Annotated in this window: 39 protein-coding genes; all 39 read left to right on the forward strand. The window is 37.9% G+C overall.

What is annotated here, in order from left to right; translation table 11 throughout:
* Positions 1-7 precede the first annotated feature (7 nt).
* The 39 genes from rpoC (at position 8) to rplM (ending at position 26868) form a co-directional block, all read left to right on the forward strand.
* Positions 8-3616 carry a DNA-directed RNA polymerase subunit beta' gene (rpoC, locus tag AN960_RS04330; RefSeq protein ID WP_056467390.1) on the forward strand — a complete coding sequence of 1203 codons (3609 nt, stop codon included), beginning with the start codon at positions 8-10 and terminating at the stop codon, positions 3614-3616.
* 246 nt (positions 3617-3862) lie between these two features.
* Complete coding sequence (gene rpsL / locus AN960_RS04335; RefSeq protein WP_056467392.1) at positions 3863-4285, forward strand: 30S ribosomal protein S12; 423 nt, start codon at positions 3863-3865, stop codon at positions 4283-4285.
* 32 nt (positions 4286-4317) lie between these two features.
* Positions 4318-4788: a 30S ribosomal protein S7 gene (gene rpsG, locus AN960_RS04340; protein ID WP_056467395.1), complete on the forward strand. Its 471-nt coding sequence runs from the start codon at positions 4318-4320 to the stop codon at positions 4786-4788.
* Positions 4789-5023: 235 nt separating this feature from the next.
* Positions 5024-7102 carry an elongation factor G gene (gene fusA, locus AN960_RS04345; RefSeq protein WP_056467398.1) on the forward strand — a complete coding sequence of 693 codons (2079 nt, stop codon included), beginning with the start codon at positions 5024-5026 and terminating at the stop codon, positions 7100-7102.
* 131 nt (positions 7103-7233) lie between these two features.
* Positions 7234-8421 carry an elongation factor Tu gene (gene tuf, locus AN960_RS04350; RefSeq protein WP_056467401.1) on the forward strand — a complete coding sequence of 396 codons (1188 nt, stop codon included), beginning with the start codon at positions 7234-7236 and terminating at the stop codon, positions 8419-8421.
* Positions 8422-8758: 337 nt separating this feature from the next.
* Positions 8759-9067, forward strand: a complete 309-nt coding sequence (gene rpsJ / locus AN960_RS04355; RefSeq protein ID WP_056467407.1) for a 30S ribosomal protein S10 — start codon at positions 8759-8761, stop codon at positions 9065-9067.
* A 34-nt stretch (positions 9068-9101) separates the two neighbouring features.
* Positions 9102-9731, forward strand: coding sequence for a 50S ribosomal protein L3 (rplC, locus tag AN960_RS04360; RefSeq protein WP_056467410.1), 630 nt, complete (start codon positions 9102-9104; stop codon positions 9729-9731).
* A gap of 27 nt (positions 9732-9758) precedes the next feature.
* A complete protein-coding gene (rplD, locus tag AN960_RS04365; protein WP_056467413.1) occupies positions 9759-10382 on the forward strand; it encodes a 50S ribosomal protein L4 in 624 nt (207 codons plus the stop codon).
* The gene (gene rplW, locus AN960_RS04370) at positions 10382-10672 is read left to right on the forward strand and encodes a 50S ribosomal protein L23 (RefSeq protein WP_056467416.1); all 291 of its coding nucleotides are present in this window, start codon (positions 10382-10384) and stop codon (positions 10670-10672) included. Before rplD ends, rplW begins: the two co-directional genes overlap by 1 nt.
* A 31-nt stretch (positions 10673-10703) precedes the next feature.
* Positions 10704-11534 carry a 50S ribosomal protein L2 gene (rplB, locus tag AN960_RS04375; protein ID WP_056467419.1) on the forward strand — a complete coding sequence of 277 codons (831 nt, stop codon included), beginning with the start codon at positions 10704-10706 and terminating at the stop codon, positions 11532-11534.
* 57 nt (positions 11535-11591) lie between these two features.
* Positions 11592-11870, forward strand: coding sequence for a 30S ribosomal protein S19 (gene rpsS, locus AN960_RS04380; RefSeq protein ID WP_056467422.1), 279 nt, complete (start codon positions 11592-11594; stop codon positions 11868-11870).
* 17 nt (positions 11871-11887) lie between these two features.
* Positions 11888-12229 carry a 50S ribosomal protein L22 gene (rplV, locus tag AN960_RS04385; RefSeq protein WP_056467425.1) on the forward strand — a complete coding sequence of 114 codons (342 nt, stop codon included), beginning with the start codon at positions 11888-11890 and terminating at the stop codon, positions 12227-12229.
* Positions 12230-12232: 3 nt separating this feature from the next.
* Positions 12233-12892 carry a 30S ribosomal protein S3 gene (gene rpsC / locus AN960_RS04390; RefSeq protein ID WP_056467428.1) on the forward strand — a complete coding sequence of 220 codons (660 nt, stop codon included), beginning with the start codon at positions 12233-12235 and terminating at the stop codon, positions 12890-12892.
* Positions 12893-12894: 2 nt separating this feature from the next.
* Complete coding sequence (rplP, locus tag AN960_RS04395) at positions 12895-13329, forward strand: 50S ribosomal protein L16 (RefSeq protein ID WP_056467431.1); 435 nt, start codon at positions 12895-12897, stop codon at positions 13327-13329.
* Positions 13319-13519 carry a 50S ribosomal protein L29 gene (rpmC, locus tag AN960_RS04400; protein ID WP_056467434.1) on the forward strand — a complete coding sequence of 67 codons (201 nt, stop codon included), beginning with the start codon at positions 13319-13321 and terminating at the stop codon, positions 13517-13519. The genes rplP and rpmC overlap by 11 nt, the downstream gene beginning before the upstream one ends.
* A 21-nt stretch (positions 13520-13540) precedes the next feature.
* Positions 13541-13804, forward strand: coding sequence for a 30S ribosomal protein S17 (gene rpsQ, locus AN960_RS04405; protein WP_056467437.1), 264 nt, complete (start codon positions 13541-13543; stop codon positions 13802-13804).
* 46 nt (positions 13805-13850) lie between these two features.
* On the forward strand, positions 13851-14219 hold the full coding sequence (gene rplN, locus AN960_RS04410) for a 50S ribosomal protein L14 (protein ID WP_056467440.1): 369 nt from the start codon (positions 13851-13853) through the stop codon (positions 14217-14219).
* 56 nt (positions 14220-14275) lie between these two features.
* Positions 14276-14587: a 50S ribosomal protein L24 gene (gene rplX / locus AN960_RS04415; protein WP_056467443.1), complete on the forward strand. Its 312-nt coding sequence runs from the start codon at positions 14276-14278 to the stop codon at positions 14585-14587.
* A gap of 28 nt (positions 14588-14615) precedes the next feature.
* A complete protein-coding gene (gene rplE, locus AN960_RS04420; protein ID WP_056467447.1) occupies positions 14616-15155 on the forward strand; it encodes a 50S ribosomal protein L5 in 540 nt (179 codons plus the stop codon).
* 34 nt (positions 15156-15189) lie between these two features.
* Positions 15190-15375 (forward strand): type Z 30S ribosomal protein S14, encoded by a 186-nt coding sequence (locus tag AN960_RS04425; RefSeq protein ID WP_056467450.1) that lies wholly within the window; start codon positions 15190-15192, stop codon positions 15373-15375.
* Between the two features lie 33 nt (positions 15376-15408).
* On the forward strand, positions 15409-15807 hold the full coding sequence (gene rpsH, locus AN960_RS04430; protein WP_056467453.1) for a 30S ribosomal protein S8: 399 nt from the start codon (positions 15409-15411) through the stop codon (positions 15805-15807).
* Between the two features lie 30 nt (positions 15808-15837).
* Positions 15838-16374, forward strand: a complete 537-nt coding sequence (rplF, locus tag AN960_RS04435; protein WP_056467456.1) for a 50S ribosomal protein L6 — start codon at positions 15838-15840, stop codon at positions 16372-16374.
* A 33-nt stretch (positions 16375-16407) separates the two neighbouring features.
* Complete coding sequence (gene rplR / locus AN960_RS04440; protein WP_056467459.1) at positions 16408-16770, forward strand: 50S ribosomal protein L18; 363 nt, start codon at positions 16408-16410, stop codon at positions 16768-16770.
* Between the two features lie 20 nt (positions 16771-16790).
* Entirely contained in the window at positions 16791-17291 is a 501-nt protein-coding gene (gene rpsE / locus AN960_RS04445) for a 30S ribosomal protein S5 (RefSeq protein WP_056467462.1), read from the forward strand.
* A gap of 15 nt (positions 17292-17306) precedes the next feature.
* Positions 17307-17489: a 50S ribosomal protein L30 gene (gene rpmD, locus AN960_RS04450; protein WP_056467464.1), complete on the forward strand. Its 183-nt coding sequence runs from the start codon at positions 17307-17309 to the stop codon at positions 17487-17489.
* Between the two features lie 30 nt (positions 17490-17519).
* Positions 17520-17960: a 50S ribosomal protein L15 gene (gene rplO, locus AN960_RS04455; RefSeq protein ID WP_056467467.1), complete on the forward strand. Its 441-nt coding sequence runs from the start codon at positions 17520-17522 to the stop codon at positions 17958-17960.
* Position 17961: 1 nt separating this feature from the next.
* Complete coding sequence (secY, locus tag AN960_RS04460) at positions 17962-19266, forward strand: preprotein translocase subunit SecY (protein ID WP_056467470.1); 1305 nt, start codon at positions 17962-17964, stop codon at positions 19264-19266.
* Between the two features lie 49 nt (positions 19267-19315).
* Positions 19316-19966, forward strand: a complete 651-nt coding sequence (locus tag AN960_RS04465) for an adenylate kinase (protein WP_056467472.1) — start codon at positions 19316-19318, stop codon at positions 19964-19966.
* 227 nt (positions 19967-20193) lie between these two features.
* Positions 20194-20412 (forward strand): translation initiation factor IF-1, encoded by a 219-nt coding sequence (gene infA, locus AN960_RS04470; protein ID WP_056467475.1) that lies wholly within the window; start codon positions 20194-20196, stop codon positions 20410-20412.
* A gap of 38 nt (positions 20413-20450) precedes the next feature.
* Positions 20451-20564, forward strand: coding sequence for a 50S ribosomal protein L36 (gene rpmJ, locus AN960_RS04475; RefSeq protein ID WP_000868344.1), 114 nt, complete (start codon positions 20451-20453; stop codon positions 20562-20564).
* Positions 20565-20585: 21 nt separating this feature from the next.
* On the forward strand, positions 20586-20951 hold the full coding sequence (gene rpsM, locus AN960_RS04480; protein WP_056467478.1) for a 30S ribosomal protein S13: 366 nt from the start codon (positions 20586-20588) through the stop codon (positions 20949-20951).
* 29 nt (positions 20952-20980) lie between these two features.
* Positions 20981-21370: a 30S ribosomal protein S11 gene (rpsK, locus tag AN960_RS04485; RefSeq protein WP_056467481.1), complete on the forward strand. Its 390-nt coding sequence runs from the start codon at positions 20981-20983 to the stop codon at positions 21368-21370.
* Between the two features lie 166 nt (positions 21371-21536).
* Positions 21537-22481 carry a DNA-directed RNA polymerase subunit alpha gene (locus AN960_RS04490; protein WP_056467484.1) on the forward strand — a complete coding sequence of 315 codons (945 nt, stop codon included), beginning with the start codon at positions 21537-21539 and terminating at the stop codon, positions 22479-22481.
* Between the two features lie 84 nt (positions 22482-22565).
* Entirely contained in the window at positions 22566-22928 is a 363-nt protein-coding gene (gene rplQ, locus AN960_RS04495; protein WP_056467487.1) for a 50S ribosomal protein L17, read from the forward strand.
* Positions 22929-23041: 113 nt separating this feature from the next.
* Positions 23042-23884 carry an energy-coupling factor ABC transporter ATP-binding protein gene (locus tag AN960_RS04500; RefSeq protein ID WP_056467491.1) on the forward strand — a complete coding sequence of 281 codons (843 nt, stop codon included), beginning with the start codon at positions 23042-23044 and terminating at the stop codon, positions 23882-23884.
* Complete coding sequence (locus tag AN960_RS04505; RefSeq protein WP_056467494.1) at positions 23860-24726, forward strand: energy-coupling factor ABC transporter ATP-binding protein; 867 nt, start codon at positions 23860-23862, stop codon at positions 24724-24726. The genes AN960_RS04500 and AN960_RS04505 overlap by 25 nt, the downstream gene beginning before the upstream one ends.
* Positions 24723-25517 (forward strand): cobalt ECF transporter T component CbiQ, encoded by a 795-nt coding sequence (cbiQ, locus tag AN960_RS04510; protein ID WP_056467496.1) that lies wholly within the window; start codon positions 24723-24725, stop codon positions 25515-25517. Before AN960_RS04505 ends, cbiQ begins: the two co-directional genes overlap by 4 nt.
* Before the next feature lie 12 nt (positions 25518-25529).
* The gene (gene truA / locus AN960_RS04515; RefSeq protein ID WP_056467499.1) at positions 25530-26273 is read left to right on the forward strand and encodes a tRNA pseudouridine(38-40) synthase TruA; all 744 of its coding nucleotides are present in this window, start codon (positions 25530-25532) and stop codon (positions 26271-26273) included.
* A 157-nt stretch (positions 26274-26430) separates the two neighbouring features.
* Positions 26431-26868 (forward strand): 50S ribosomal protein L13, encoded by a 438-nt coding sequence (gene rplM, locus AN960_RS04520; RefSeq protein ID WP_056467502.1) that lies wholly within the window; start codon positions 26431-26433, stop codon positions 26866-26868.
* Position 26869: the final 1 nt, after the last annotated feature.

Consider the following 26869-nt stretch of genomic DNA (forward strand, 5'->3'; position numbering starts at 1 on the left):
AGGCCCCTTGATAGATGTAAATAATTTCGAGTATATGAAGATCGGACTTGCATCGCCTGACAAAATTCGCTCGTGGTCATACGGGGAAATTAAAAAACCTGAAACAATTAACTACCGTACATTAAAACCTGAAAAAGATGGTCTTTTCTGTGAACGCATTTTCGGTCCTACGAAAGATTGGGAATGTCACTGCGGAAAATATAAACGTGTACGTTATAAAGGTGTAGTTTGTGATCGTTGTGGAGTTGAAGTAACTCGTGCAAAAGTACGTCGTGAGCGTATGGGTCACATCGAATTAGCTGCACCAGTATCACATATTTGGTATTTCAAAGGTATTCCAAGCCGAATGGGACTTGTTTTAGACATGTCCCCTCGTGCTCTGGAAGAAGTAATCTACTTTGCTTCATACGTAGTAACAGAAGCTGGAGATACTCCTTTAGAAAAGAAACAATTGCTTTCTGAGAAAGAGTTCCGTGCTTATCGTGAGCGTTACGGTCAAACTTTCCAAGCATCTATGGGTGCTGAAGCAATTAAAAAACTATTAAGCGATATTAATCTTGAAAAAGATGTTGATTCATTAAAAGAAGAGTTAAAAACTGCTCAAGGTCAACGTCGTACAAGAGCAATTAAACGTTTAGAAGTTTTAGAAGCATTCCGTAACTCTGGTAATGAGCCTTCTTGGATGATCTTAGATGTGCTACCAGTAATCCCACCTGAATTACGACCTATGGTTCAATTAGATGGTGGACGTTTTGCAACTTCAGATCTAAACGATTTATATCGTCGTGTAATTAACCGTAACAACCGTTTAAAACGTTTATTAGACCTTGGTGCACCAAGCATCATCGTACAAAACGAAAAACGTATGCTTCAAGAAGCAGTTGATGCGTTAATTGACAATGGTCGTCGTGGCCGTCCAGTTACTGGACCAGGTAACCGTCCATTAAAATCACTTTCTCACATGCTTAAAGGTAAGCAAGGACGTTTCCGTCAAAACTTACTTGGTAAACGTGTTGACTACTCTGGTCGTTCGGTTATCGTTGTAGGACCAAACTTACAAATGTATCAATGTGGATTACCAAAAGAAATGGCAATTGAATTATTTAAGCCATTCGTGATGAAAGAATTAGTAGAGCGTGGATTAGCACATAACATTAAGTCTGCGAAACGTAAAATTGAGCGTTTACACCCTGAGATTTGGGATGTATTAGAATCGGTTATTCGTGAGCATCCGGTGTTACTAAACCGTGCCCCAACTCTGCACAGACTTGGTATCCAAGCGTTCGAACCTACATTAGTAGAAGGTCGTGCAATCCGTCTACATCCACTTGTATGTACTGCATACAATGCCGATTTTGATGGTGACCAAATGGCTGTTCACGTACCGTTATCAAGTGAAGCACAAGCAGAAGCACGTATCCTAATGCTTGCAGCACAAAACATCCTGAACCCGAAAGATGGTAAACCAGTAGTTACACCATCTCAAGATATGGTATTAGGTAACTATTACTTAACTCTTGAGCGTGCAGGCGCTGTCGGTGAAGGTATGGTATTTAAAGATATTAATGAAGCGTTAATTGCATACCAAAATGGTTATGTACATTTACATTCTCGTGTTGCTGTTGCAGCAAATTCTTTAAATAACGAAACATTTACTGAAGAACAAAGAAATTCATTATTAATCACAACAGTTGGTAAGTTAATCTTCAATGAAATCTTACCTACTTCGTTCCCATATATTAATGAACCTACTCAGAGTAACCTTGAGAAGGAAACTCCTCAGATGTATTTTGTAGCTAAAGGTTCAAATATTAAAGAAATCATTGAAAGTAGAGAAGAAATTGCTCCTTTCAAAAAGAAAATACTTGGAAATATCATTGCAGAAGTATTTAAACGTTTCAAAATTACTGAAACGTCAAAAATGCTAGACCGCATGAAGGATCTTGGATTTAGACACTCTACTAAAGCTGGTATTACAGTTGGTGTATCTGATATCATCGTATTACCTGAAAAGCAATTAATTATTGCTGAAGCTCAAGAAAAAGTAGATAAAGTTCTAAAACAATTCCGACGCGGTTTAATCACAGAAGATGAGCGTTACGATCGTGTAATCGCAATTTGGAGTGATGCGAAGGATGTTATTCAAGGAAAACTGATGGCTTCTCTAAATAAACGTAACCCTATCTTTATGATGAGTGACTCTGGTGCCCGTGGTAACGCATCAAACTTTACTCAGCTTGCAGGTATGCGTGGTCTGATGGCCAACCCGGCTGGTCGTATTATCGAGTTACCAATCAAATCTTCATTCCGTGAAGGTCTAACGGTACTTGAATACTTCATCTCTACACACGGTGCACGTAAAGGTCTTGCCGATACAGCACTAAAAACAGCCGATTCAGGTTACTTAACTCGTCGTCTAGTTGACGTTGCACAAGATGTAATCGTTCGCCAAGATGATTGTGGTACTGACCGTGGATTACATGTTAAGGCAATTAAAGAAGGTAACGAAATTATTGAAGGATTATACGATCGTTTAGTTGGTCGTCATTTACGTTCAACTATACGCCACCCAGAAACAGGTGTATTACTTGGTCAAGAGAACGATTTAATTACAGAAGACTTAGCTCGTGAAATTATCGATGCTGGTATTGAAGAAGTTAATATCCGTTCTGCGTTCACATGTAATACTAACCATGGAGTATGTAAAAAATGTTATGGTCGTAACTTAGCTACAGGTGCTGAGGTTGAAGTTGGTGAAGCAGTAGGTATTATCGCTGCACAATCAATTGGTGAACCAGGTACACAGTTAACGATGCGTACATTCCATACAGGTGGGGTAGCAGGAGACGATATTACTCAAGGTTTACCTCGTATTCAAGAGCTATTTGAAGCACGTAATCCTAAAGGTCAAGCGGTTATTTCTGAAATTGATGGTATTATTTCAATTTCTACTGACGCTAAAGATAAGCAAGAAATTATTGTTCAAGGCTCAGTAGAATCTAGAAACTACCCAGTTCCTTATGGCGCTAGACTAAAAGTTCAAGAAGGTGAATCTATTGAACGCGGTCAGGTAATGACAGAAGGTTCAATTGATCCTAAAGAACTTCTAAAAGTAAAAGGTACAAATGCTGTTCAAGAATACTTACTACGCGAAGTACAAAAAGTATACCGTATGCAAGGGGTAGAAATTGGTGATAAGCACGTAGAGGTAATGGTACGTCAAATGCTGAAGAAAGTTCGTGTAATGGATGCAGGTGAGACTACTTTACTACCTGGTACATTATTAGAACTTCACCAGTTTACTGAAGCGAATAAAGAAGCTTTATTTGCAGGTAAACAACCAGCTACTGCACGCCCATTATTACTAGGTATTACAAAAGCATCATTAGAAACAGACTCATTCCTTTCTGCTGCATCATTCCAAGAAACAACGCGTGTATTAACAGACGCTGCGATAAAAGGAAAACGTGATGAGTTGCTAGGATTAAAAGAGAATGTTATTATAGGTAAGTTGGTTCCAGCTGGTACGGGTATGAACAGATACCGTAAAGTAGATCTTGTAAAGGATTTAACTGAATCAGTTGAAATGAACGAAGAAGTATTAGTTGAAAAATAATCTTAAAATATTTTATAACTTGAGTTGACATCATTTGATGAAAAATGATATTATATTCAAGGTTGCTCCTAGACAATAGCACTGCTAATCTAAGCAGGTTAGATCCGGGGCTAATTTAGGAATATACAGGTTAAAACTGTTTTTGTGAGAAGGAGGACTTCTTCCTTCTTGCAAAAACTTTGTTTTCAACTTATTATGAACCACCTGGATGTGTGGTCTTATAAATATTTGAAGGGAGGAAAACTCATGCCTACTATTAACCAGTTAGTGCGTAATGGACGTACTTCTAAAGTATGGAAATCAAAATCACCAGCATTAAATAAAGGTTTCAACTCATTAAAGAAAAAATCAACTGATTTATCAGCTCCACAAAAACGTGGTGTTTGTACTCGTGTTGGTACAATGACTCCGAAGAAACCGAACTCAGCATTACGTAAATATGCTCGTGTACGTTTAACTAACCAAATCGAGGTAACTGCTTATATCCCAGGTATCGGACACAACTTACAAGAGCACAGTGTTGTTCTTATCCGTGGTGGACGTGTAAAAGATTTACCGGGGGTACGTTACCATATCGTTCGTGGTGCTTTAGATACTGCAGGTGTTGACAAACGTATGCAAGGTCGTTCTAAATATGGAACTAAGAGACCAAAAGCAGCTAAGAAGTAATAAATAACAACTAGCCGAAAGGAGGAAATAACATGCCACGTAAAGGTCCTGTTGCAAAAAGAGATGTATTGCCAGATCCACTTTATAATTCAAAATTAGTTTCTCGTTTAATCAACAAAATGATGATTGACGGAAAAAGAGGAAAGTCTCAAGCTATCTTATACGGAGCATTTGAATTAATCCAAGAACGTTCTGGTAAAGAACCAATGGAAGTATTCGAAGCAGCTCTTAAAAATATCATGCCAGTTCTAGAAGTTAGAGCTCGTCGTGTTGGTGGTTCAAACTACCAAGTACCAGTTGAGGTTCGCCCTGAGCGCCGTACAACTTTAGGTCTTCGCTGGTTAGTTAACTATGCTCGTCTTCGTGGAGAAAAAACGATGGAAGAGCGTTTAGCTAATGAAATTCTTGATGCAGCTAACAACTCAGGTTCTGCAGTTAAGAAACGTGAAGATACACACAAAATGGCAGAAGCGAACAAAGCGTTTGCTCACTACCGTTGGTAAGATTAAAAGCAATTTAGTTATTTCTGCACATAATGAATGTTGGTTAAGTCGTTCACCTATATCTAATTTAGCTTGCTAGATTAAATAGGTGAACGTCGGATTACATAATTTAGGATGACATAATAGTTCCTTGCTTGTAGTGCTTGCTTAACTTAATAACATGAAGTATGTATAGGAATAACTTTTTCTTGTACTAAAAAATCCTAACTAATACTGGAAGGGAGAAAGAACCCTGATGACTAGAGAGTTCTCCTTAAATAACACTCGTAATATCGGGATCATGGCTCACATTGATGCTGGTAAAACAACAACAACAGAGCGTATCCTTTATTACACAGGTCGTATTCACAAAATTGGTGAAACTCATGAAGGAGCTTCACAAATGGACTGGATGGAGCAAGAGCAAGAGCGTGGTATCACTATCACATCTGCTGCTACAACAGCTCAGTGGAATAACCACCGTGTAAATATCATTGATACTCCAGGTCACGTAGACTTCACTGTAGAAGTTGAACGTTCACTACGTGTACTTGATGGCGCAGTAGCAGTACTTGATGCTCAATCAGGTGTTGAGCCTCAAACTGAAACAGTTTGGCGCCAAGCAACTACTTACGGAGTTCCACGTGTAGTATTCGTTAACAAAATGGATAAAATCGGCGCGGATTTCTTATACTCTGTAGGTACGTTACATGACCGTTTACAAGCTAACGCACACCCAATCCAATTAGCGATGGGTGCTGAAGATAACTTCTGGGGAATCGTTGACCTAGTTGAAATGAAAGCAATTAAGTACAATAATGACTTAGGAACTGACATTGAAACGATCGAAATTCCAGAAGAATATCAAGAACTAGCTGAAGAGTACCGTGGTCGTTTAATCGAAGCGGTAGCTGAGCTAGATGAAGAATTAATGATGAAATATCTTGAAGGTGAAGAAATCACACTTGCTGAATTAAAAGCTGCTATTCGTACAGCTACATGTTCAGTACAATTCTACCCAGTAGTATGTGGTTCTGCTTTCAAAAACAAAGGTGTTCAATTAATGCTTGATGCAGTAATTGATTACCTACCATCTCCATTAGATGTACCAGCTATCAAAGGAACATTACCTGATACTGATGAAGAGAAAATCGTTCCATCAAGTGATGAAGAGCCTTTCGCTGCATTAGCATTCAAAATCATGACTGATCCTTATGTTGGTAAATTAACGTTCTTCCGAGTATACTCAGGTACGTTAGAATCTGGTTCATACGTTCAAAACTCTACAAAAGGTAAGCGTGAGCGTGTAGGACGTATCCTACAAATGCATGCTAACTCTCGTCAAGAGATTTCGAAAGTATACGCTGGAGATATCGCTGCTGCTGTAGGTCTTAAAGATACTACAACTGGTGATACTTTATGTGATGAAAAGAATTTAGTAATTCTTGAGTCTATGGAGTTCCCTGATCCAGTTATCTCAATTGCGATCGAACCAAAATCTAAAGCTGACCAAGATAAAATGGGTCAAGCATTAGTTAAATTAACTGAAGAAGATCCAACTTTCCGTGCACATACTGACCAAGAAACTGGTCAAGTAATCATCGCTGGTATGGGTGAACTTCACCTTGATATCATCGTTGACCGTATGCGTCGTGAATTCAAAGTAGAAGCTAACGTTGGTGCTCCTCAAGTAGCATACCGTGAAACTTTCCGTTCTTCTGCACAAGTAGAAGGTAAATTCGTTCGTCAATCAGGTGGACGTGGACAATTCGGACACGTTTGGATTGAATTCTCACCAAACGAAGAAGGAAAAGGCTTCGAATTTGAAAATGCAATCGTTGGTGGTGTTGTTCCTCGTGAATACATCCCAGCAGTAGCTGCAGGTCTTGAAGATTCTCTTAAAAATGGTGTATTAGCTGGATTCCCACTAATCGACATTAAAGCGAAATTATTCGATGGATCTTACCATGATGTTGACTCGAATGAGATGGCGTTTAAAGTAGCTGCTTCATTAGCTCTTAAAAATGCTGTTAAGAAATGTAACCCAGTTCTACTTGAACCATTAATGAAAGTAGAAGTTGTTATCCCTGAGGAATACTTAGGAGATATCATGGGTGATATTACATCTCGTCGTGGACGCGTTGAAGGTATGGAAGCACGCGGTAACGCTCAAGTTGTTCGTGCTATGGTACCACTTTCAGAAATGTTTGGTTATGCAACTTCATTACGTTCTAACACTCAAGGTCGTGGAACGTTCTCAATGGTATTTGACCATTACGAAGATGTACCAAAATCAATTTCTGAAGAAATTATCAAAAAATATAAAGGTGAGTAATTGATTATTTAGTTCTCATCATGTATAACTATTTATGTTAGATGTTAGCTATAAGGGGTACAAGTTACCCTTTATAGCATAATAATAAAACTAAAAAATTAATTTTCTTAATTATAAGGAGGATTTTTACAATGGGTAAAGCTAAATTCGAACGTGTAAAACCACACGTTAACATTGGTACAATCGGACACGTTGACCATGGTAAAACTACATTAACTGCTGCTATTACAACTGTATTAGCTAAAGTAGGTGGAGCTGAAGCTCGCGCTTACGATCAAATCGACGGAGCTCCAGAAGAAAGAGAACGTGGAATCACAATCTCTACTGCACACGTTGAGTACGAAACAGAAACTCGTCACTATGCACACGTTGACTGCCCAGGTCACGCTGACTATGTTAAAAACATGATCACTGGTGCTGCTCAAATGGACGGTGGTATCTTAGTAGTATCTGCTGCTGATGGTCCAATGCCTCAAACTCGTGAGCACATTCTTTTATCTCGTCAAGTAGGTGTACCTTACATCGTAGTATTCATGAACAAATGTGACATGGTTGACGATGAAGAGTTACTTGAATTAGTTGAGATGGAAATCCGTGATCTATTATCAGAATACGAATTCCCTGGCGATGACATTCCAGTAATCAAAGGTTCTGCGCTTAAAGCTCTTGAAGGAGATGCTGCGTGGGAAGCTAAAATTCATGAATTAATGGCTGAAGTTGATTCTTATATCCCAACACCAGCTCGTGAAACTGACAAGCCTTTCTTAATGCCAGTTGAGGATGTATTCTCAATCACTGGTCGTGGAACAGTTGCTACTGGTCGTGTTGAGCGTGGTATCGTTAAAGTTGGTGACGTAGTAGAAATCATCGGTCTTGTTGAAGAGCCAAAATCAACTACTGTAACAGGTGTTGAAATGTTCCGTAAACTTCTTGACCAAGCAGAAGCTGGAGATAACATCGGTGCACTTCTTCGTGGGGTTGCTCGTGACGATATCCAACGTGGTCAAGTTTTAGCTAAACCAGGTTCAGTTAAACAACACACTAAGTTCAAAGCTGAAGTTTACGTTTTATCTAAAGAAGAAGGTGGACGTCACACTCCATTCTTCGCTAACTACCGTCCACAATTCTATTTCCGTACAACTGACGTAACTGGAATCATCCAATTACCAGAAGGCGTTGAAATGGTTATGCCTGGCGACAACATCGAAATGACTGTTGAGTTAATCAACGCAATCGCTGTTGAAGAAGGAACTAAGTTCTCTATCCGTGAGGGTGGACGTACTGTAGGCGCTGGCGTAGTTGCTACAATCGTTGAATAATTAAACTTAAAAGCTTAGAAGATCTTTTCTTCTAAGCTTTTTTTTATAAGTAAATTGGAAATATTTAAAATATGCATTATAACCGATTCTTGCTTGATTTTAATAATCGAAGATAATATAATAACTAAGTACTGAAGACGACGAGAACATTATTTATCTAAACTTATAACAAATGCTTGCAATAGCATTATTTTTTATGTATAATAGATGATGTTGGTCTTTGACTGCGTAGAAGTGGAAGGTTGCTGATACACCCGGCCGCTTTGCCATGGCGAGTGTAAGGAAATTTCCACGGAGTATGTCTATTATTTAAATAGGCGAAAAAGGAGGGAAAATTATGGCAAAAGAAAAAATTCGTATTCGTTTAAAAGCTTATGATCACCGTATTTTAGATCAATCTGCAGAGAAAATCGTTGAAACAGCGAAACGTTCTGGTGCTTCTGTATCTGGTCCGATTCCGTTACCAACTGAGAAATCAGTTTACACGATCCTTCGTGCGGTTCATAAATACAAAGATTCTCGTGAGCAATTCGAAATGCGCACTCACAAACGTTTAATCGATATCGTGAATCCAACTCCACAAACAGTTGATTCATTAATGAGACTAGATTTACCATCTGGCGTTGATATTGAAATCAAACTTTAATAAAAATTATATATAAATTCAGGAGGTGTGACTTATGACTAAAGGAATCTTAGGGAAAAAGATCGGTATGACACAAGTATTTGCTGAAAACGGCGAGTTAATTCCAGTAACTGTAATCGAAGCTACTCCAAACGTGGTTTTACAAAAGAAAACTACTGAAACTGATGGCTACGAAGCTATCCAAATCGGTTTCGCTGACAAACGTGAAAAATTAGCTAACAAACCAGAAAAAGGGCACTCTGCTAAAGCAAACACTGCACCTAAGCGCTTCGTTCGTGAACTTCGCAACGCTGACGTATCAGCTTATGAAGTTGGTCAAGAAGTCAAAGTAGATATTTTTGCAAATGGTGACATCGTTGATGTAACTGGAACTTCAAAAGGTAAAGGATTCCAAGGTAGCATTAAGCGCCACGGACAATCTCGTGGACCAATGTCTCACGGTTCTCGTTACCACCGTCGTCCAGGTTCAATGGGTCCTGTTGCTCCGAACCGTGTATTCAAAAACAAAGCTTTACCTGGTCAAATGGGTGGAGAAAAAGTAACTGTACAAAACCTACAAATCGTTAAAGTTGACGTTGAACGTAACTTACTTTTAGTAAAAGGTAATGTACCAGGTTCTAAAAAATCTTACGTAACAATCCGTACTGCGGTTAAATCTAAATAATTAATTTAGAAGAAAGGAGGAAATAAAATGCCTAAAGTTACTATGTTTAATCAAACAGGTGCTCAAGTAGGAGAAATTGAATTAGCTGATGCTGTATTCGGAATCGCTCCAAACGAACACGCTCTATTTGATGCTGTAATGATGCAACGTGCATCTTTACGTCAAGGTACTCACAAAGTTAAAACACGTTCTGAAGTACGTGGTGGTGGTCGTAAACCATGGAGACAAAAAGGAACTGGCCGTGCTCGTCAAGGTTCAATCCGTTCTCCACAATGGCGCGGTGGTGGTATCGTATTCGGTCCAGCTCCAAGATCATACTCTTATAAATTACCTAAAAAGGTACGTCGCTTAGCGATTAAATCTGCTTTATCTACTAAAGTATTAGAACAAAGCATGCTAGTTCTTGAAGATTTAGCGTTAAACGCACCAAAAACAAAAGATATGGTTACTGTTTTAACTGGCTTATCAGTTGCTAAGAAAGTTTTAATCGTAACAGCTGACCTAAATGAAAACGTAGCTTTATCTGCTCGCAATATCCCTGGAATCACAGTTCTTGCAGCAAATGAAGTAAACGTAATCGACGTTTTACATCATGATACATTAATCATGACTAAAGCTGCGGTGGAAAAAGTAGAGGAGGTGCTTGCGTAATGAAGGATCCTCGTGATATTATCAAACGCCCAGTTATCACTGAAGCTTCTATGGAAGCAATCGCTGAAAAAAAATACACTTTTGAAGTAGATGTAAGAGCTAATAAAACTGAAGTTAAAGATGCTGTTGAAGCAATCTTCGGTGTTAAAGTAGAAAAAGTTAACGTAATGAACTACAAAGGTAAGTTTAAACGTATGGGTAAACATGCTGGTTACACAAACCGTCGTAGAAAAGCAATCGTTAAATTAACTGCTGATAGCCAAGAAATTACATTATTCGAAGGCGTTTAATACTAACTACTAGAAAAGGAGGGAAATTACGATGGGAATCAAAAAGTATAAACCAACCACTAACGGTCGCCGTGGTATGACTACTAATGATTTTGCTGAGATCACTACTGACAAACCAGAAAAATCATTATTAGCTCCACTTAGCAAAAAAGCTGGCCGTAATAACCAAGGTAAAATTACTGTTCGTCACCAAGGTGGTGGACACAAACGTCAATACCGTATCATCGATTTCAAACGAGATAAAGATGGTATACCAGGACGCGTTGCTACAATCGAGTACGATCCAAACCGTTCTGCAAACATTGCGTTAATTAACTACGCTGATGGAGAAAAACGTTACATCCTAGCTCCTAAAAACTTAGTAGTAGGAATGGAAATCGTTTCAGGTCCAGAAGCAGATATTAAAGTAGGTAACGCTTTACCACTTGTAAACATTCCAGTAGGTACTACAATCCACAACATCGAGTTAAAACCAGGTCGTGGAGGACAATTAGTACGTTCAGCTGGTACTTCTGCTCAAGTATTAGGTAAAGAAGATCGTTATGTACTAGTTCGTTTAAACTCTGGTGAAGTACGTATGATTTTAGCAACTTGCCGCGCGACAGTAGGTCAAGTTGGTAACGAACATCACGAACTTATTAACATCGGTAAAGCAGGTCGTTCTCGTTGGATGGGTAAACGCCCAACTGTACGTGGATCTGTAATGAACCCAGTTGATCACCCACACGGTGGTGGTGAAGGACGCTCTCCAATCGGACGTAAATCACCAATGTCTCCATGGGGTAAACCAACTCTTGGTTACAAAACTCGTAAGAAAAACAAAGCGTCAGACAAGTTTATCGTTCGTCGTCGTAAAAAATAACGCGATTGTGCTACGGTTCACTAGAACCGTAGGTCAATCACGAAGGGAGGTACCACAATGGGACGCAGCCTGAAAAAAGGTCCATTTATTGATGATCACTTATTAACTAAAGTTGAGAAATTAAACGAGACTGACTCTAAGCAAGTTGTTAAAACTTGGTCACGTCGTTCGACTATTTTCCCACAATTTATCGGACATACTATTGCAGTATACGATGGTCGTAAACACGTACCTGTATATGTATCGGAAGATATGGTAGGTCACAAACTTGGTGAATTTGCTCCAACTCGTACTTATAAAGGTCACGATGCGGATGACAAGAAAACTAGAAGATAATGAGAGGAGGCACTCCAATGCAAGCTAAAGCTGTACTGAGAACAGTTCGTATCGCTCCTCGTAAAGTTCGTCTAGTAGTCGATTTAATCCGAGGTAAACAAGTTGGCGAAGCGATCGCAATCCTTCGACACACACCAAAAACTGCTTCTCCTGTTGTAGAAAAATTATTAAAATCTGCTATTGCTAACGCAGAGCATAACTATGATATGGATGTTAATAACTTATACATCGAAAAAGTATTCGTTGATGAAGGTGCTACTTTAAAACGTTTCCGCCCTCGTGCACAAGGACGTGCTAGCGCAATCAACAAACGCACAAGCCACATTACAATCGTGGTATCAGAGAAGAAGGAGGGATAATCGATGGGACAAAAGGTAAATCCAGTCGGACTTCGTGTTGGTATTATTAAAGATTGGGAATCTAAATGGTACGCTGAAAAAGATTACGCTGATCTTTTACATGAAGACATCAAAATTCGTGAGTACATTAGCACTCGTTTAAAAGATTCTGCTGTATCTAAAGTAGAAATCGAAAGAGCTGCTAACCGTGTAAACATTACAGTTCACACTGCAAAACCAGGTATGGTAATCGGTAAAGGTGGTTCGGAAGTTGAAGCTCTTCGTAAAGCTTTAAACAACCTTACTGGCAAACGTGTTCATATCAACATCATCGAAATTAAAAGAGCAGATCTTGATGCTAAATTAGTAGCTGAAAACATCGCTCGTCAATTAGAAAACCGTGTTTCTTTCCGTCGTGCTCAAAAGCAAGTACTTCAACGTGCTATGCGTGCTGGTGCATTAGGTATTAAAACACAAGTTTCTGGTCGTCTTGGCGGAGCAGATATTGCTCGTTCAGAATCATATAGTGAAGGTACAGTGCCACTTCATACATTACGTGCTGATATCGATTATGCAACTGCAGAAGCAGATACAACATACGGTAAACTAGGCGTAAAAGTATGGATTTACAAAGGTGAAGTTCTTCCTACAAAAAAGAAAGCTTCTGAGGAAGGAGGAAATTAATTATGTTAATGCCTAAACGTGTTAAATATAGAAGAGAGCATCGTGGAAAAATGCGTGGACGTGCCAAAGGTGGTACTGAAATTGCATTCGGTGAATTCGGTTTACAATCTACTGAAGCTTCTTGGATTACTAACCGTCAAATTGAAGCAGCGCGTCGTGCTATGACTCGTTACATGAAACGTGGCGGTAAAGTATGGATTAAAATCTTCCCTTCTAAGCCTTACACAGCTAAACCTCTTGAGGTTCGTATGGGTAGCGGTAAAGGTGCTCCAGAAGGTTGGGTAGCAGTCGTTAAACCAGGAAAAATTATGTTCGAAATCGCTGGTGTATCTGAAGAAGTAGCTCGTGAAGCACTACGCTTAGCAGCTCACAAATTACCAGTTAAATGTAAGTTTGTAAAACGTGAAGACAATGGTGGTGATTCTAATGAAAACTAATGAGATTCGCGATCTTACCACTGCTGAAATTGAATTAAAAGTGAAATCTCTTAAGGAAGAGTTATTCAATCTTCGTTTCCAATTAGCTACAGGACAATTAGAGAACACTGCTCGTATCCGCGAGGTTCGTAAAGCAATTGCTCGTATGAAAACTGTAGTTCGTGAAAGAGAAATTAACTCTAATAATTAATAATGAGGGGAGGTTTGCACAGTGAGCGAACGTAACCAACGTAAAGTTTACACAGGACGTGTAGTTTCTGATAAGATGGATAAGACAATTACTGTTGTAGTTGAAACTTACAAAACACATAAACTATACGGAAAACGCGTTAAATATTCTAAGAAATATAAAGCGCACGATGAGCTAAACACTGCAAAAGTTGGCGATATCGTAAAAATCATGGAGACTCGTCCATTATCAGCTACAAAACGTTTCCGTTTAGTTGAAATCGTAGAAGAAGCTGTTATTATCTAATAGATGATCGGATATCATTCTTAATCCGAAAGGAGGTCAATTTGACATGATCCAACAAGAAACTCGTTTAAAAGTTGCTGACAATTCAGGTGCACGTGAATTACTTACTATTAAAGTATTAGGTGGTTCAGGCCGTAAAACTGCTAACATCGGTGATATCATCGTATGTACAGTAAAACAAGCAACACCAGGTGGCGTTGTTAAAAAAGGTGATGTAGTTAAAGCTGTTATCGTTCGTACGAAACGCGGTGTTCGTCGTCCAGACGGTACTTACATCAAATTTGATGAAAACGCAGCTGTTATCATTAAAGATGATAAGAGCCCACGTGGTACTCGTATTTTCGGACCAGTTGCACGTGAATTACGTGATAGCAACTTCATGAAAATCGTATCATTAGCTCCAGAAGTACTTTAATTAATGTACTTTAATAAATACTTCAGAAAGCCTTATTAAGGAGGTGCACGAAGAAGATGCATGTAAAAAAAGGTGATAAAGTTCAAGTTATCTCTGGTAAAGACAAAGGAAAACAAGGTGTTATCCTTGCTGCTTTTCCAAAGAATAACCGCGTACTAGTTGAAGGTGTTAACATCATTAAAAAACACTCAAAACCTACTCAAGCTAACCCACAAGGTGGCATCATCGAGAAAGAAGCACCAATCCATGTTTCTAATGTTATGGCATTAGATCCAAAAACTGGAGTACCTACACGCGTAGGTTACCAATTAGTGGATGGTAAAAAAGTACGTATTGCAAAAAAATCAGGCGAATTACTTGATAAATAATAGAAATTTATGAAAGGAGGTCAACTGAATGAACCGCCTAGTCGAGAAATATCAAAATGAAATCACTCCTGCTCTAGTGAGCAAGTTTAACTATAAATCAGTTATGCAAGTGCCAAAAATTGAAAAGATCGTCATCAACATGGGTGTTGGTGAGGCTGTTTCAAATTCAAAAGCATTAGATACAGCTGTTGAGGAATTAACTTTAATCGCAGGTCAAAAACCTGTTGTAACTAGAGCTAAAAAATCAATCGCTCAATTCCGTCTTCGTGAAGGAATGCCTATCGGTGCTAAAGTTACATTACGCGGTGAGCGTATGTACGAATTCTTTGAGAAATTAGTTTCTGTAACATTACCTCGTGTACGTGACTTCCGTGGAATCTCTAAAAAGTCATTCGATGGCCGTGGAAACTACACTTTAGGTGTTAAAGAGCAATTAATCTTCCCAGAGATCGATTATGATAAAGTAAACAAAGTACGTGGTATGGACATCGTTATTGTAACTACTGCAAATACTGATGAAGAAGCTCGTGAAATGCTAACATTATTCGGAATGCCTTTTCAAAAATAATGAAAGCCAGCGCTAAAGAAGAGGAGGCGAAAACGTGGCTAAAAAATCAATGATTGCGAAACAAAAACGTGCTCAGAAATTTAAAGTACAAGAGTATACACGTTGCGAACGTTGCGGACGTCCACACTCAGTATTACGTAAATTTAAACTTTGCCGTATTTGTTTCCGTGAACTTGCTTATAAAGGACAAATCCCTGGCGTTAAAAAAGCTAGTTGGTAATTCTATAGATATTAGGAAGGAGGTTATCTGAACATGGTCATGACAGATCCTATTGCAGATATGCTTACTCGCATTCGTAATGCGAACATGGTACGTCACGAGAAATTAGAATTCCCAGGTTCTAACCTAAAGAAAGAAGTTGCTGAAATTCTAAAACGTGAAGGTTTCATCCGTGACGTTGAGTACATTGAAGATGATAAACAAGGTATCATCCGTATTTTCTTAAAATATGGTGTGAACAACGAACGTGTTATCACTGGATTAAAAAGAATTTCTAAGCCTGGCTTACGCGTATACGCTAAAGCTGACGAAGTACCTCGCGTACTTAACGGTTTAGGTGTTGCTATTGTATCAACATCTAAAGGTGTAATGACAGATAAAGAAGCTCGTCAAGCAAAAACTGGTGGCGAAATCTTAGCATACGTTTGGTAATAAAACACAGAGAGAATGGAGGTGTAGTGAATGTCTCGTGTTGGTAAAAAAGAACTTGTAATTCCTGCTGGAGTTACTCTTACTAATAACAACAATACTATTACAGTAAAAGGACCTAAAGGTGAGTTAACTCGTACTTTTAGCCCTGATATGACAATCGAAGTTAACGAGAACGTATTAACAGTTGCACGTCCAACTGATAACAAAGAGCACCGTGCTCTTCATGGTACAACTCGTGCTATCTTAGGTAACATGGTTGAAGGTGTAACTAATGGTTATACTCGTAACCTTGAATTAGTTGGGGTAGGTTACCGTGCGACTAAAACAGGTGACAAACTTGTTCTAGCTGTTGGTTATTCTCACCCAGTTGAGATCACTCCTGAAAATGGTGTTGAAATCGAAGTACCTTCAAATACTAAAATCAGTATTAAAGGTATCGACAAAGAACGTGTAGGCGCTCTTGCTGCTTACATCCGTCAAGTACGTCCACCAGAGCCTTATAAAGGTAAAGGTATTCGTTACGAAGGCGAAATGGTTCGTCGTAAAGAAGGTAAAACTGCGAAGTAATCTATAACTAGATAAGAGAAAGGAGTGACCAAGATGATCTTTAAGGCTGATAAAAATGCAGTACGTAAAAAAAGACATGCTCGTGTTCGTACTAAATTATCTGGTACTCAAGAACGTCCACGTTTAAACGTTTATCGTTCAAACAACCATATCTATGCTCAAATCATTGATGATGTTAATGGCGTAACATTAGCAAGTGCATCAACTTTAGATAAAGAATTAACTTTAAATGGTACTGGTAATATCGATGCAGCAACATTAGTTGGTAGCTTAGTTGCAAAACGTGCTACTGAAAAAGGTGTTACTGAAGTTGTATTCGACCGCGGTGGTTACTTATATCATGGTCGCGTAAAAGCTTTAGCTGAAGCTGCTCGTGAAGCTGGTTTACAATTTTAATAAAAGAAGGAGGGACATACATGCGTCGCATTGATCCTAATAAATTAGAGCTTGAAGAACGCTTAGTTACGATCAACCGTGTTGCTAAAGTTGTAAAAGGTGGACGTCGTTTCCGCTTTGCAGCATTAGTAGTTGTTGGTGACAAAAACGGTCATGTAGGTTTTGGTACTGGTAAAGCTCAAGAAGTACCTGATGCTATTCGTAAAGCTGTTGAAGATGCTAAGAAAAATCTAATTAACGTACCAATCGTTGGAACTACAATTCCTCACGTAATTACTGGTCGTTTTGGAGCTGGTGAAGTATTCTTAAAACCTGCTTCTGAAGGTACTGGAGTTATCGCAGGAGGTCCTGTTCGTGCGGTATTAGAACTTGCTGGGGTACATGATATCTTATCTAAATCTCTTGGTTCTAACACACCAGTAAACATTGTACGTGCTACTATTGAAGGTTTAAGTAACTTAAAACGTGCGGATGAAGTTGCAAAATTACGTGGTAAATCTGTAGAAGAATTACTAGGTTAATAAGGAGGGATAACGATGGCTAAACAGTTAGAAATTACCCTTACTCGCAGTGTAATTGGTCGTAAACAAGACCAAATCGCAACAGTTCGTGCTTTAGGTATTACTAAAACGAACCAAACTGTTGTTAAACAAGATAACGCTGCAATGCGTGGGATGATTAACAAAGTTTCTCACCTTGTATCTGTAAAAGAAATTTAATTGAACATGAATAAGTAAGGAGGTGCCCTAATGAAACTTCATGAATTAAAACCTACAGAAGGTTCTCGTAAAGTATCTAAACGTATCGGTCGTGGTATCGGTTCAGGTACTGGTAAAACTGCAGGTAAAGGTCATAAAGGACAAAACGCTCGTTCAGGTGGCGGTGTTCGTCTTGGATTTGAAGGTGGTCAAACTCCTTTATTCCGTCGTTTACCAAAACGTGGTTTCACTAACATCAACCGTAAAGATTACGCAATCGTTAATGTTGAAACGTTAAATCGCTTCGAAAACGGAACTGAAGTAACTCCTGAGTTACTGATCGAAACTGGTATCGTTCGTAAAGAATTAGCTGGTATTAAGATTTTAGGTAAAGGTAAGTTAGAAGTTAAACTTACTGTTAAAGCTCATAAGTTCTCATCTTCTGCGGTAGAGGCAATCGAAGCAGCTGGTGGAAATGCTGAGGTGATCTAAAATGTTCCGGACAATCTCCAACTTTATGCGCATTGCAGATATTAGAAAAAAAATATTTTTTACGTTATTAATGTTAATTGTATTTCGTATTGGAACGTTTATACCTGTTCCAAACGTCAACGCCGATGTATTAGCATCACAAGATAGCTCAAGCATCTTTGGTGTTCTAAACACATTCGGTGGAGGAGCTCTTAAACAGTTCTCGATTTTTGCAATGGGTATAATGCCGTACATTACTGCTTCAATTATTATTCAGTTACTTCAAATGGACGTTGTTCCGAAGTTAACTGAATGGTCGAAGCAAGGCGAGATTGGTCGACGTAAATTGACTCAACTGACTAGATACATCACAATTATTCTAGGTTTTGTAGAAGCAATTGGATTATCAATCAGTATGAACAATATTACTGGCGGAATGTTAATTGAAAATCCAGGTTGGTCAACCTATCTTTATATAGCAATTGTACTAACAGCTGGAACATCTTTCTTATTGTGGTTAGGTGAGCAGATTACTGCTAAAGGTGTAGGGAACGGTATATCAGTTATCATCTTTGGCGGTATAGTTGCTGCTATACCTAATACAATGAGCCAAGTCTATCAGCAACAATTTAAAGGTGCTGGTGACGCGCTATTCTTAAACATCGTAAAAGTTGGCCTAGTTGTTTTAATTTTACTATTAGTAATCGTAGCTGTAATTTACATTCAACAAGCTAATCGTAAAATTCCAATTCAATATGCTAAACGAAACAATGGTAATAATAGCTATGTCGGAGGACAATCTACTCACTTGCCATTAAAAGTAAATGGCGCTGGGGTTATTCCGGTAATCTTCGCTGTTTCATTTTTAATTACTCCTTCAACAATTGCATCGTTCTTACCAAGTAACAATGTGACTGAATGGATTAAAACGCATTTTACGTATAACAATCCATGGGGAATGGCATTTTATTTAGTCTTGATCATTGCTTTCACATATTTTTATACTTTTGTTCAGGCTAATCCAGAGCAAATGGCTGAAAATCTTCAGAAGCAAGGTGGCTACATCCCGGGTATTCGCCCAGGTAAGAGCACTCAAGAATATATCATTAAAGTCTTATATCGTTTAACTTTCGTAGGAGCAATTTTCTTAGCTGTCATCGCTTTATTACCAATTGTATTTGGTAAATTTGCGAACTTACCACCTTCAGCTCAAATTGGAGGAACAAGTTTACTAATCGTAGTCGGAGTTGCGCTTGAAACAATGAAACAATTAGAAAGTCAGCTTGTTAAGAGAAACTACAAAGGCTTTATTAAAGAACGAGCATAGGGAAATATATAATTCCCTATTGCTCACCTAATATTGAGGAGGATTAACCATGAATTTAATTCTTATGGGGCTTCCTGGTGCAGGCAAAGGCACACAAGCTGAGAAAATTGTCGAAAAATACGGCATTCCTCATATATCTACTGGCGATATGTTCCGTGCAGCGATTAAAGACGGCACTGAACTAGGTCTTCAAGCAAAATCGTTTATGGATCAAGGTCATCTTGTTCCTGATGAGGTAACAATTGGTATTGTACGTGAACGATTAGCTAAAGATGATTGCCAAAACGGTTTTTTATTGGATGGTTTTCCTAGAACAGTTGCGCAGGCTGAAGCACTAGAAGAGACTCTGAAAGTAATGAATCGTAAAATTGACTTCGTGTTAAACATTCATGTAGACCAACAACTTTTAATTGAACGTTTAACAGGTCGTCGTATTTGCAAAGAGTGTGGAGCAACTTATCATTTAATTTTCAATCCACCTGTTGAAGAGGGTGTTTGCCCAAAATGTGGCGGAGAACTTTATCAACGTGCGGATGATAATGAAGAAACAGTTGCAAATCGCCTTGAAGTAAATATCAAACAAACTCAACCTTTACTTGATTTCTACAATAATCTTGGTTATGTAAAAACAATTGAAGGTGAACAAGAGATTAACAAAGTTTTCAATGACATTGATAATCTTTTAAAAGAGTTAGTTTAATAATTGAACGATAAGATCGTCGTTCCTTGTGTATGACGTATTGTTGTTTCGTCAAAACTGATACTGTTATTAAAGCTTAAACATAGCTTTGCTTGGAACGATTGATATAATATAGGTCTTTAATAGGCCAAAATATCTCCAACATATCAGAGCACTTTGGCTTAATGTTCCTAAGCGTATGTTTGCCTACAAGCAAGCTACTGATTTGAAGAAAGGAGAATGCCCTAATGGCGAAAGATGATGTAATTGAAATTGAAGGTACCGTTACGGAAACACTTCCGAATGCGATGTTCAAAGTTGAATTGGAAAATGGTCATGTCGTTCTTGCACACGTTTCTGGTAAAATTCGTATGAACTTCATTCGTATTCTTCCAGGTGACAAGGTTACTGTAGAACTATCTCCATATGATTTAACTCGTGGCCGTATTACGTACCGTTTTAAATAATAAATATGCACTCCGTAATCTACAAGGAGGTTGAAATCATGAAAGTGAGACCATCAGTAAAACCAATCTGTGAAAAATGTAAAGTTATCCGCAGACGTGGTAAAGTAATGGTAATTTGTGAAAATCCAAAACATAAACAAAAACAAGGTTAATATAGAAGGAGGTGCACTAGAATGGCTCGTATTGCTGGTGTAGATATTCCTCGCGACAAACGCGTGGTTGTTTCTTTAACTTATGTATACGGAATCGGTCGTGCAACTTCTGAAAAAATCTTAGCTGAAGCTGGTATTTCAGAAGACACTCGTGTACGTGATTTAACAGAAGAAGAATTAGGTAAAATTCGTGAATTAATCGATAAGTTGAAAGTTGAAGGGGATCTTCGTCGTGAAGTTTCTTTAAACATTAAACGTCTAATCGAAATCGGTTCATATCGTGGTATTCGCCACCGTCGTAGCTTACCTGTTCGTGGTCAAAACACTAAAAACAATGCTCGTACTCGTAAAGGCCCACGCCGTACAGTAGCGAACAAGAAGAAATAATATTTTTTAAGTAAAGGAGGGTATTCAACATGGCACGTAAAACAAATGTACGTAAACGTCGTGTGAAAAAGAATATTGAAGCTGGTACAGCTCATATTCGTTCAACTTTCAATAACACAATCGTAACAATCACTGATGTTCATGGTAACGCAATTTCTTGGTCAAGCGCTGGATCATTAGGTTTCAAAGGATCTCGTAAATCTACTCCATTCGCTGCACAAATGGCTGCTGAAACTGCTGCTAAAGCTTCTATGGAACACGGTTTAAAAACTCTTGACGTAACTGTTAAAGGTCCGGGTGCTGGTCGTGAGGCTGCTATCCGTGCTCTTCAAGCTGCTGGTCTTGAAGTAACTGCTATCAGAGACGTTACTCCAGTTCCACATAACGGATGCCGTCCACCAAAACGTCGTCGTGTATAATTTGTCTGTATAAATTTTCAAAAATTGTCTATAATGGATTATGATATATGTTTGGCAAATATTAACAGACATCTCTTGTTGTGCACAATTAGGAACTGCCTAATAGGGACTTTCGGTTAGCATGGTCTAACCGAGGGTTTCGACGTTTTGAAGGAGGGTTTAAAAAATGATTGAAATCGAAAAGCCGAAAATCGAAACGGTTGAGATCAGTGACGATTCCAAATATGGTAAATTCGTTATTGAACCACTTGAGCGTGGATATGGTACAACGCTAGGTAACTCCTTACGTCGTATCCTTTTATCCTCACTTCCTGGTGCCGCTGTAACTGCTATTCAAATTGATGGCGTGTTACATGAGTTCTCTACAGTTGAAGGTGTTGTAGAAGACGTTACAACAATTATTCTTAATGTTAAAAAACTTGCTCTGAAAATTTATTCAGACGAAGAAAAAACATTAGAAATTGATGTACGCGGTGAGGGGCCAATTACTGCAGCCGATATTACGCATGATAGCGATGTTGAAGTTCTAAATCCAGATCTTCATATTGCAACTCTTGCTAAAGATGCTCATTTACGTATGCGTCTAACTGCTAGACGTGGACGTGGATACATCCCTGCAGATGGTAACAAAAGAGAGGATCAAGCAATAGGTGTTATTCCTATCGACTCGATTTACACTCCAGTGTCTCGTGTCACATACCAAGTTGAAAATACACGTGTGGGACAGGTTTCAAATTTCGATAAGTTAACACTTGATGTTTGGACTGACGGAAGTATTGGACCAAAAGATGCTATCGCACTTGGTTCAAAAATTCTAACTGAACACTTAAACATTTTTGTAGGTTTAACTGACGAAGCTAAAAATGCAGAAATCATGGTCGAAAAAGAAGAAGATCAAAAAGATAAAGTCCTTGAAATGACGATTGAAGAACTTGATCTTTCTGTTCGTTCATATAACTGCTTAAAGCGAGCTGGTATTAATACCGTACAAGAGCTTGCGAATAAGACAGAAGAAGACATGATGAAAGTACGTAACTTAGGTCGTAAGTCTTTAGAAGAAGTAAAACATAAGTTAGAAGAGTTAGGTCTTGGCCTACGTAAAGAAGACTGATTGTAGCTTCTATAAAGGGAGAGGCGTTCTCTTCATGTCTATATGACCCAATTTTGATACTACTTACAAAGGAGGGAACTAGAAATGGGATACAGAAAATTAGGACGTACTAGCTCACAACGTAAAGCTATGTTACGTGACTTAGCTACTGATTTAATTATCAACGAACGTATTCAAACTACTGAAACTCGTGCGAAGGAGTTACGTTCAGTTGTTGAAAAAATGATTACTTTAGGTAAACGTGGAGACTTACATGCTCGTCGTCTAGCTGCTGCTTACATCCGTAATGAAGTTGCTAACGCTGAAAATGGTCAAGACGCTTTACAAAAATTATTTGCTGACATCGCTCCTCGTTACACAGAGCGCCAAGGTGGATACACTCGTATCGCAAAAATTGGTCCTCGTCGTGGAGACGCAGCACCAATGGTTGTTATCGAATTAGTTTAATATTCGAATACAAAAGGGCTCGACGTTTCTAGTAAACATGTCGTTGCCCTTTTTTTCTGTTTACTTTTAGACTATTATATATCTATAAACAATGAGAAATTATAGGTGAACAAATGAGAAAAGATAGTATTAAAGTAGATAACATATCTTTTAAATACCCACAGGCACAATCAAATGCAGTTCATTCGGTATCATTTAATATAAAGGAAAATGAATGGATCGCTATTGTAGGTCGAAACGGATCAGGAAAGTCAACGCTTGCTAAACTTTTAAATGGACTGATATTACCTGAAGAAGGACAAATTGTGATTGATGAGGAAATTAGCTTATCAGAAGAAACAATTTGGGATGTTCGAAAGAAAATAGCGATGGTATTTCAAAATCCAGATAATCAGTTTGTAGGTACGACAGTAATAGATGATATTGCATTTGGTTTAGAAAACCATGGGATAGAGAAAAAAGAAATGGATCGTCGAATTGAAGAAGTTTTAAACATCGTCAATATGAACGAATTTGTACTCCATGAGCCACACTCTCTATCTGGTGGTCAAAAACAAAGAGTAGCAATAGCAGGAGCATTAGCAATTCAACCAAGTATATTAATATTAGATGAAGCTACATCGATGTTAGATCCTTTCGGTAGAAAAGAAGTAATCGAGACAATTCGTGATTTACATAAAGATATTAATATGACTGTTATTTCGATTACTCATGATATAGAAGAAGCAATACATGCAGACCGTATTTTAATTATGCACGATGGTCATTTAGTTCAAAGCGTAACTCCAGAAGAACTTTTAAAAACAGAGTTTTCTTTAGAGTCGCTTGGATTAGCATCTCCTTTTACAAATAACCTTTCTAGTTTATTAATCGAAAAAGGTTTACCTTTGAGACAAGACCATCTAGAGCAAGAAAGCTTGGTGAGCGAATTATGCAAATTACTTTTGAAAAAGTAGGCTATACTTATCAGCCGAAAACACCTTTCGAGCATCGCGCTCTTTATGATATTGATGTTACGATACCTGAAGGGTCATATTATGCTGTAATTGGTCACACAGGCTCAGGTAAATCTACTTTTCTGCAACATTTAAATGGCCTCTTACAACCAACAGAGGGCATCGCTAAAATAGACGATATTACCCTTTTATCAGATAAGAAAAACAAGAATTTAAAATCATTAAGAAAAAAAGTAGGCTTAGTTTTTCAGTTTCCCGAGCAGCAATTATTTGAAGAAACTGTAGAGAAAGATATTTGCTTTGGTCCAATGAATTTTGGTGTATCTGAAGATGAGGCAAAAAAAAGAGCTAAAGATCTAATTGAAAAAGTAGGCTTAAGTGAAGAATATTTATTGAAGTCACCATTTGAATTAAGTGGTGGACAAATGCGAAGGGTTGCTATTGCTGGTGTTTTAGCAATGGAACCAGAAGTTTTAGTATTGGATGAACCAACTGCTGGTCTTGATCCTAGTGGTCAAAAGGCTTTAATGGATATGTTTTATCAATTGCATAAAGAAAAAGGCCTGACGATCATTTTGGTGACGCATAGCATGGAAGATGCAGCGAGATATGCGGATACGATTCATGTACTTCAAAAAGGGACTACGTATTTAAAAGGAAGCCCTTTAGAAGTATTCTCTTATGAAAAGGAATTAGAGGAAATTGGATTACAAATTCCACTTTCTTTAAAATTCCATCAAGAACTAAATCAAAAATTAGGTATTAAAGAAAAAGCTACAAGTCTAACAATCGAACAACTCGCTAATTATATAGCGAATCTTTATAATGGGGAAACAAAATGAATAGTCTAATTATCGGAAAATATATTCCAATCGATTCACTTATTCATCGTCTAGATGCTAGAGCAAAACTACTTACAATGTTCATTTTTATTTGTATCGTTTTCTTTGCAAATAATTTTATAACATACGGTATTTTATTTTTATTTTCAATTGTAGCAGTACTGCTATCAAGAGTACCTTTTAATTATTATTTAAAAGGATTAAGAGCAATCTGGTTGATCGCAGTGTTTACGTTTTTATTGCATGTTTTTACAAATAAAGAGGGACCACTAATTTATCATTTTGGATGGGTCGATATTCATAAAGAAGGAATTATTCAAGGTATTTATATATCAGTAAGATTTTTTCTTTTAGTTTCAATTACTACTTTACTGACATTAACAACAAATCCAATCGAAATTACCGATGGTCTTGAGTCATTATTTAACCCATTTAAAAGGTTTGGTTTACCTGTGCATGAAATGGCTTTAATGATGTCAATTTCACTACGATTCATTCCTACGCTTATGGAAGAGACTGAGAAGATTATGAAGGCACAATCGTCCAGAGGAGTGGATTTCTCTTCAGGACCTATTAAAGATCGGTTAAAGGCATTGGTCTCTTTACTTGTGCCATTATTTATTCATTCATTTAAACGGGCTGAAGACTTAGCAGTTGCGATGGAAGCTAGAGGTTACCAAGGCGGAGATGGAAGATCAAAGTTTCGTGTTATGAAGTGGCATTTACGGGATACAGCATGCTTTGTTGTATTACTGATATTATTTTTACTATTATTGTTTTTACGTAAGTAATGGAGATAAGTTATGAATCGAATTAAATGTATAATTTCATATGACGGCACACAATTTAATGGCTACCAAGTTCAACCTAATCAGAGAACAGTCCAAACGGATATTGAGAAGGTTCTAACAAAAATGCACAAAGGGAATCCAATAAGAATCCACGCATCTGGTAGGACAGATACAGGGGTCCACGCAGTAGGACAAGTAATTCATTTTGATAGTGAATTTGTGCTTCAACCAGAGCAATGGAAAAGGGCATTAAATGCACAATTACCTAAAGATATAAATGTTAAATTTGTAGAGATCGTTGATGATAATTTTCATTCTAGATTTGATGTCGTTCGAAAAGAATACCGTTATTTTATTTGGAATGAAAAAGACGAAAATGTTTTTTCTAGAAACCATCATTATTTTTTTCCTTTTGACCTAAATACTGTTAAAATGCAAGAAGCATTGGATTGCTTACTAGGTACACATGATTTTAGTTCCTTTTGTGCATCAAATACGGATATAAAGGACAAAGTACGAACGATTTATAAAGGAAGTATTAATAAAACAGATCAAGGGATTGTCATCGCTCTTGAAGGAAATGGTTTTCTTTATAATATGGTTAGAATAATTGTTGGAACATTAATTGAAGTGGGGCAAGGAAAGCGTGATGTAAAAAGTGTTAAAAACGCATTATTAGCACGTGATCGAGCCAAGGCTGGTAAGACTTCACCGCCTAATGGCCTGTTTTTATGGAAAGTTGATTATAACAACTAATCCTGGTGTAACATTTGCTTGACATTAGAAGGTATAAAGTTTAATATTAAATACGGTATTGTTTTAAGAACCACGATTAGCCCCGGAACCAGTCGTGTTAAAGATAAACAATAAAAACAATTTTACTTTATGTATATTGTATTAGGAGGAAAATAGAATGCGCACAACTTATATGGCAAAAGCTAGCGAAGTTGAACGTAAGTGGTTCGTTGTAGACGCTGAAGGAAAAACTTTAGGTCGTCTTGCAACTGAAGTAGCTACTTTACTTCGCGGTAAGCACAAACCAACTTTCACACCACACGTTGATACAGGTGATAACGTAATCATCATCAACGCTGAGAAAGTTGAATTAACAGGAAACAAATTAAACAATAAAATTTACTACCGTCATACAATGTATGCTGGTGGTTTAAAAGAGCGTACAGCTTTAGAAATGCGTACTAACTACCCAGTTAAAATGCTTGAGTTAGCTGTTAAAGGTATGCTTCCAAAAGGACGTCTTGGACGTGCTCAAATTAAAAAATTACACGTGTATGCTGGTAACGAGCATCCACACCAAGCACAAAAACCAGAAGTTTACGAACTTCGCGGATAAT

Origin of the sequence: Bacillus sp. FJAT-25509, from assembly GCF_001420605.1 — a bacterium.
Classification (GTDB): Bacteria; Bacillota; Bacilli; order Bacillales; family Bacillaceae_G; genus Gottfriedia.

What these genes read in the sequence shown, in the direction of transcription:
- rpsL (WP_056467392.1), top strand. Translation starts at nt 3,863, where the DNA reads ATGCCTACTATTAACCAGTTAGTGCGTAATGGACGTACTTCTAAAGTA.
- rpsG (WP_056467395.1), top strand. Translation starts at nt 4,318, where the DNA reads ATGCCACGTAAAGGTCCTGTTGCAAAAAGAGATGTATTGCCAGATCCA.
- fusA (WP_056467398.1), top strand. Translation starts at nt 5,024, where the DNA reads ATGACTAGAGAGTTCTCCTTAAATAACACTCGTAATATCGGGATCATG.
- tuf (WP_056467401.1), top strand. Translation starts at nt 7,234, where the DNA reads ATGGGTAAAGCTAAATTCGAACGTGTAAAACCACACGTTAACATTGGT.
- rpsJ (WP_056467407.1), top strand. Translation starts at nt 8,759, where the DNA reads ATGGCAAAAGAAAAAATTCGTATTCGTTTAAAAGCTTATGATCACCGT.
- rplC (WP_056467410.1), top strand. Translation starts at nt 9,102, where the DNA reads ATGACTAAAGGAATCTTAGGGAAAAAGATCGGTATGACACAAGTATTT.
- rplD (WP_056467413.1), top strand. Translation starts at nt 9,759, where the DNA reads ATGCCTAAAGTTACTATGTTTAATCAAACAGGTGCTCAAGTAGGAGAA.
- rplW (WP_056467416.1), top strand. Translation starts at nt 10,382, where the DNA reads ATGAAGGATCCTCGTGATATTATCAAACGCCCAGTTATCACTGAAGCT.
- rplB (WP_056467419.1), top strand. Translation starts at nt 10,704, where the DNA reads ATGGGAATCAAAAAGTATAAACCAACCACTAACGGTCGCCGTGGTATG.
- rpsS (WP_056467422.1), top strand. Translation starts at nt 11,592, where the DNA reads ATGGGACGCAGCCTGAAAAAAGGTCCATTTATTGATGATCACTTATTA.
- rplV (WP_056467425.1), top strand. Translation starts at nt 11,888, where the DNA reads ATGCAAGCTAAAGCTGTACTGAGAACAGTTCGTATCGCTCCTCGTAAA.
- rpsC (WP_056467428.1), top strand. Translation starts at nt 12,233, where the DNA reads ATGGGACAAAAGGTAAATCCAGTCGGACTTCGTGTTGGTATTATTAAA.
- rplP (WP_056467431.1), top strand. Translation starts at nt 12,895, where the DNA reads ATGTTAATGCCTAAACGTGTTAAATATAGAAGAGAGCATCGTGGAAAA.
- rpmC (WP_056467434.1), top strand. Translation starts at nt 13,319, where the DNA reads ATGAAAACTAATGAGATTCGCGATCTTACCACTGCTGAAATTGAATTA.
- rplN (WP_056467440.1), top strand. Translation starts at nt 13,851, where the DNA reads ATGATCCAACAAGAAACTCGTTTAAAAGTTGCTGACAATTCAGGTGCA.
- rplX (WP_056467443.1), top strand. Translation starts at nt 14,276, where the DNA reads ATGCATGTAAAAAAAGGTGATAAAGTTCAAGTTATCTCTGGTAAAGAC.
- rplE (WP_056467447.1), top strand. Translation starts at nt 14,616, where the DNA reads ATGAACCGCCTAGTCGAGAAATATCAAAATGAAATCACTCCTGCTCTA.
- rpsH (WP_056467453.1), top strand. Translation starts at nt 15,409, where the DNA reads ATGGTCATGACAGATCCTATTGCAGATATGCTTACTCGCATTCGTAAT.
- rplF (WP_056467456.1), top strand. Translation starts at nt 15,838, where the DNA reads ATGTCTCGTGTTGGTAAAAAAGAACTTGTAATTCCTGCTGGAGTTACT.
- rplR (WP_056467459.1), top strand. Translation starts at nt 16,408, where the DNA reads ATGATCTTTAAGGCTGATAAAAATGCAGTACGTAAAAAAAGACATGCT.
- rpsE (WP_056467462.1), top strand. Translation starts at nt 16,791, where the DNA reads ATGCGTCGCATTGATCCTAATAAATTAGAGCTTGAAGAACGCTTAGTT.
- rpmD (WP_056467464.1), top strand. Translation starts at nt 17,307, where the DNA reads ATGGCTAAACAGTTAGAAATTACCCTTACTCGCAGTGTAATTGGTCGT.
- rplO (WP_056467467.1), top strand. Translation starts at nt 17,520, where the DNA reads ATGAAACTTCATGAATTAAAACCTACAGAAGGTTCTCGTAAAGTATCT.
- secY (WP_056467470.1), top strand. Translation starts at nt 17,962, where the DNA reads ATGTTCCGGACAATCTCCAACTTTATGCGCATTGCAGATATTAGAAAA.
- AN960_RS04465 (WP_056467472.1), top strand. Translation starts at nt 19,316, where the DNA reads ATGAATTTAATTCTTATGGGGCTTCCTGGTGCAGGCAAAGGCACACAA.
- infA (WP_056467475.1), top strand. Translation starts at nt 20,194, where the DNA reads ATGGCGAAAGATGATGTAATTGAAATTGAAGGTACCGTTACGGAAACA.
- rpmJ (WP_000868344.1), top strand. Translation starts at nt 20,451, where the DNA reads ATGAAAGTGAGACCATCAGTAAAACCAATCTGTGAAAAATGTAAAGTT.
- rpsM (WP_056467478.1), top strand. Translation starts at nt 20,586, where the DNA reads ATGGCTCGTATTGCTGGTGTAGATATTCCTCGCGACAAACGCGTGGTT.
- rpsK (WP_056467481.1), top strand. Translation starts at nt 20,981, where the DNA reads ATGGCACGTAAAACAAATGTACGTAAACGTCGTGTGAAAAAGAATATT.
- AN960_RS04490 (WP_056467484.1), top strand. Translation starts at nt 21,537, where the DNA reads ATGATTGAAATCGAAAAGCCGAAAATCGAAACGGTTGAGATCAGTGAC.
- rplQ (WP_056467487.1), top strand. Translation starts at nt 22,566, where the DNA reads ATGGGATACAGAAAATTAGGACGTACTAGCTCACAACGTAAAGCTATG.
- AN960_RS04500 (WP_056467491.1), top strand. Translation starts at nt 23,042, where the DNA reads ATGAGAAAAGATAGTATTAAAGTAGATAACATATCTTTTAAATACCCA.
- AN960_RS04505 (WP_056467494.1), top strand. Translation starts at nt 23,860, where the DNA reads ATGCAAATTACTTTTGAAAAAGTAGGCTATACTTATCAGCCGAAAACA.
- cbiQ (WP_056467496.1), top strand. Translation starts at nt 24,723, where the DNA reads ATGAATAGTCTAATTATCGGAAAATATATTCCAATCGATTCACTTATT.
- truA (WP_056467499.1), top strand. Translation starts at nt 25,530, where the DNA reads ATGAATCGAATTAAATGTATAATTTCATATGACGGCACACAATTTAAT.
- rplM (WP_056467502.1), top strand. Translation starts at nt 26,431, where the DNA reads ATGCGCACAACTTATATGGCAAAAGCTAGCGAAGTTGAACGTAAGTGG.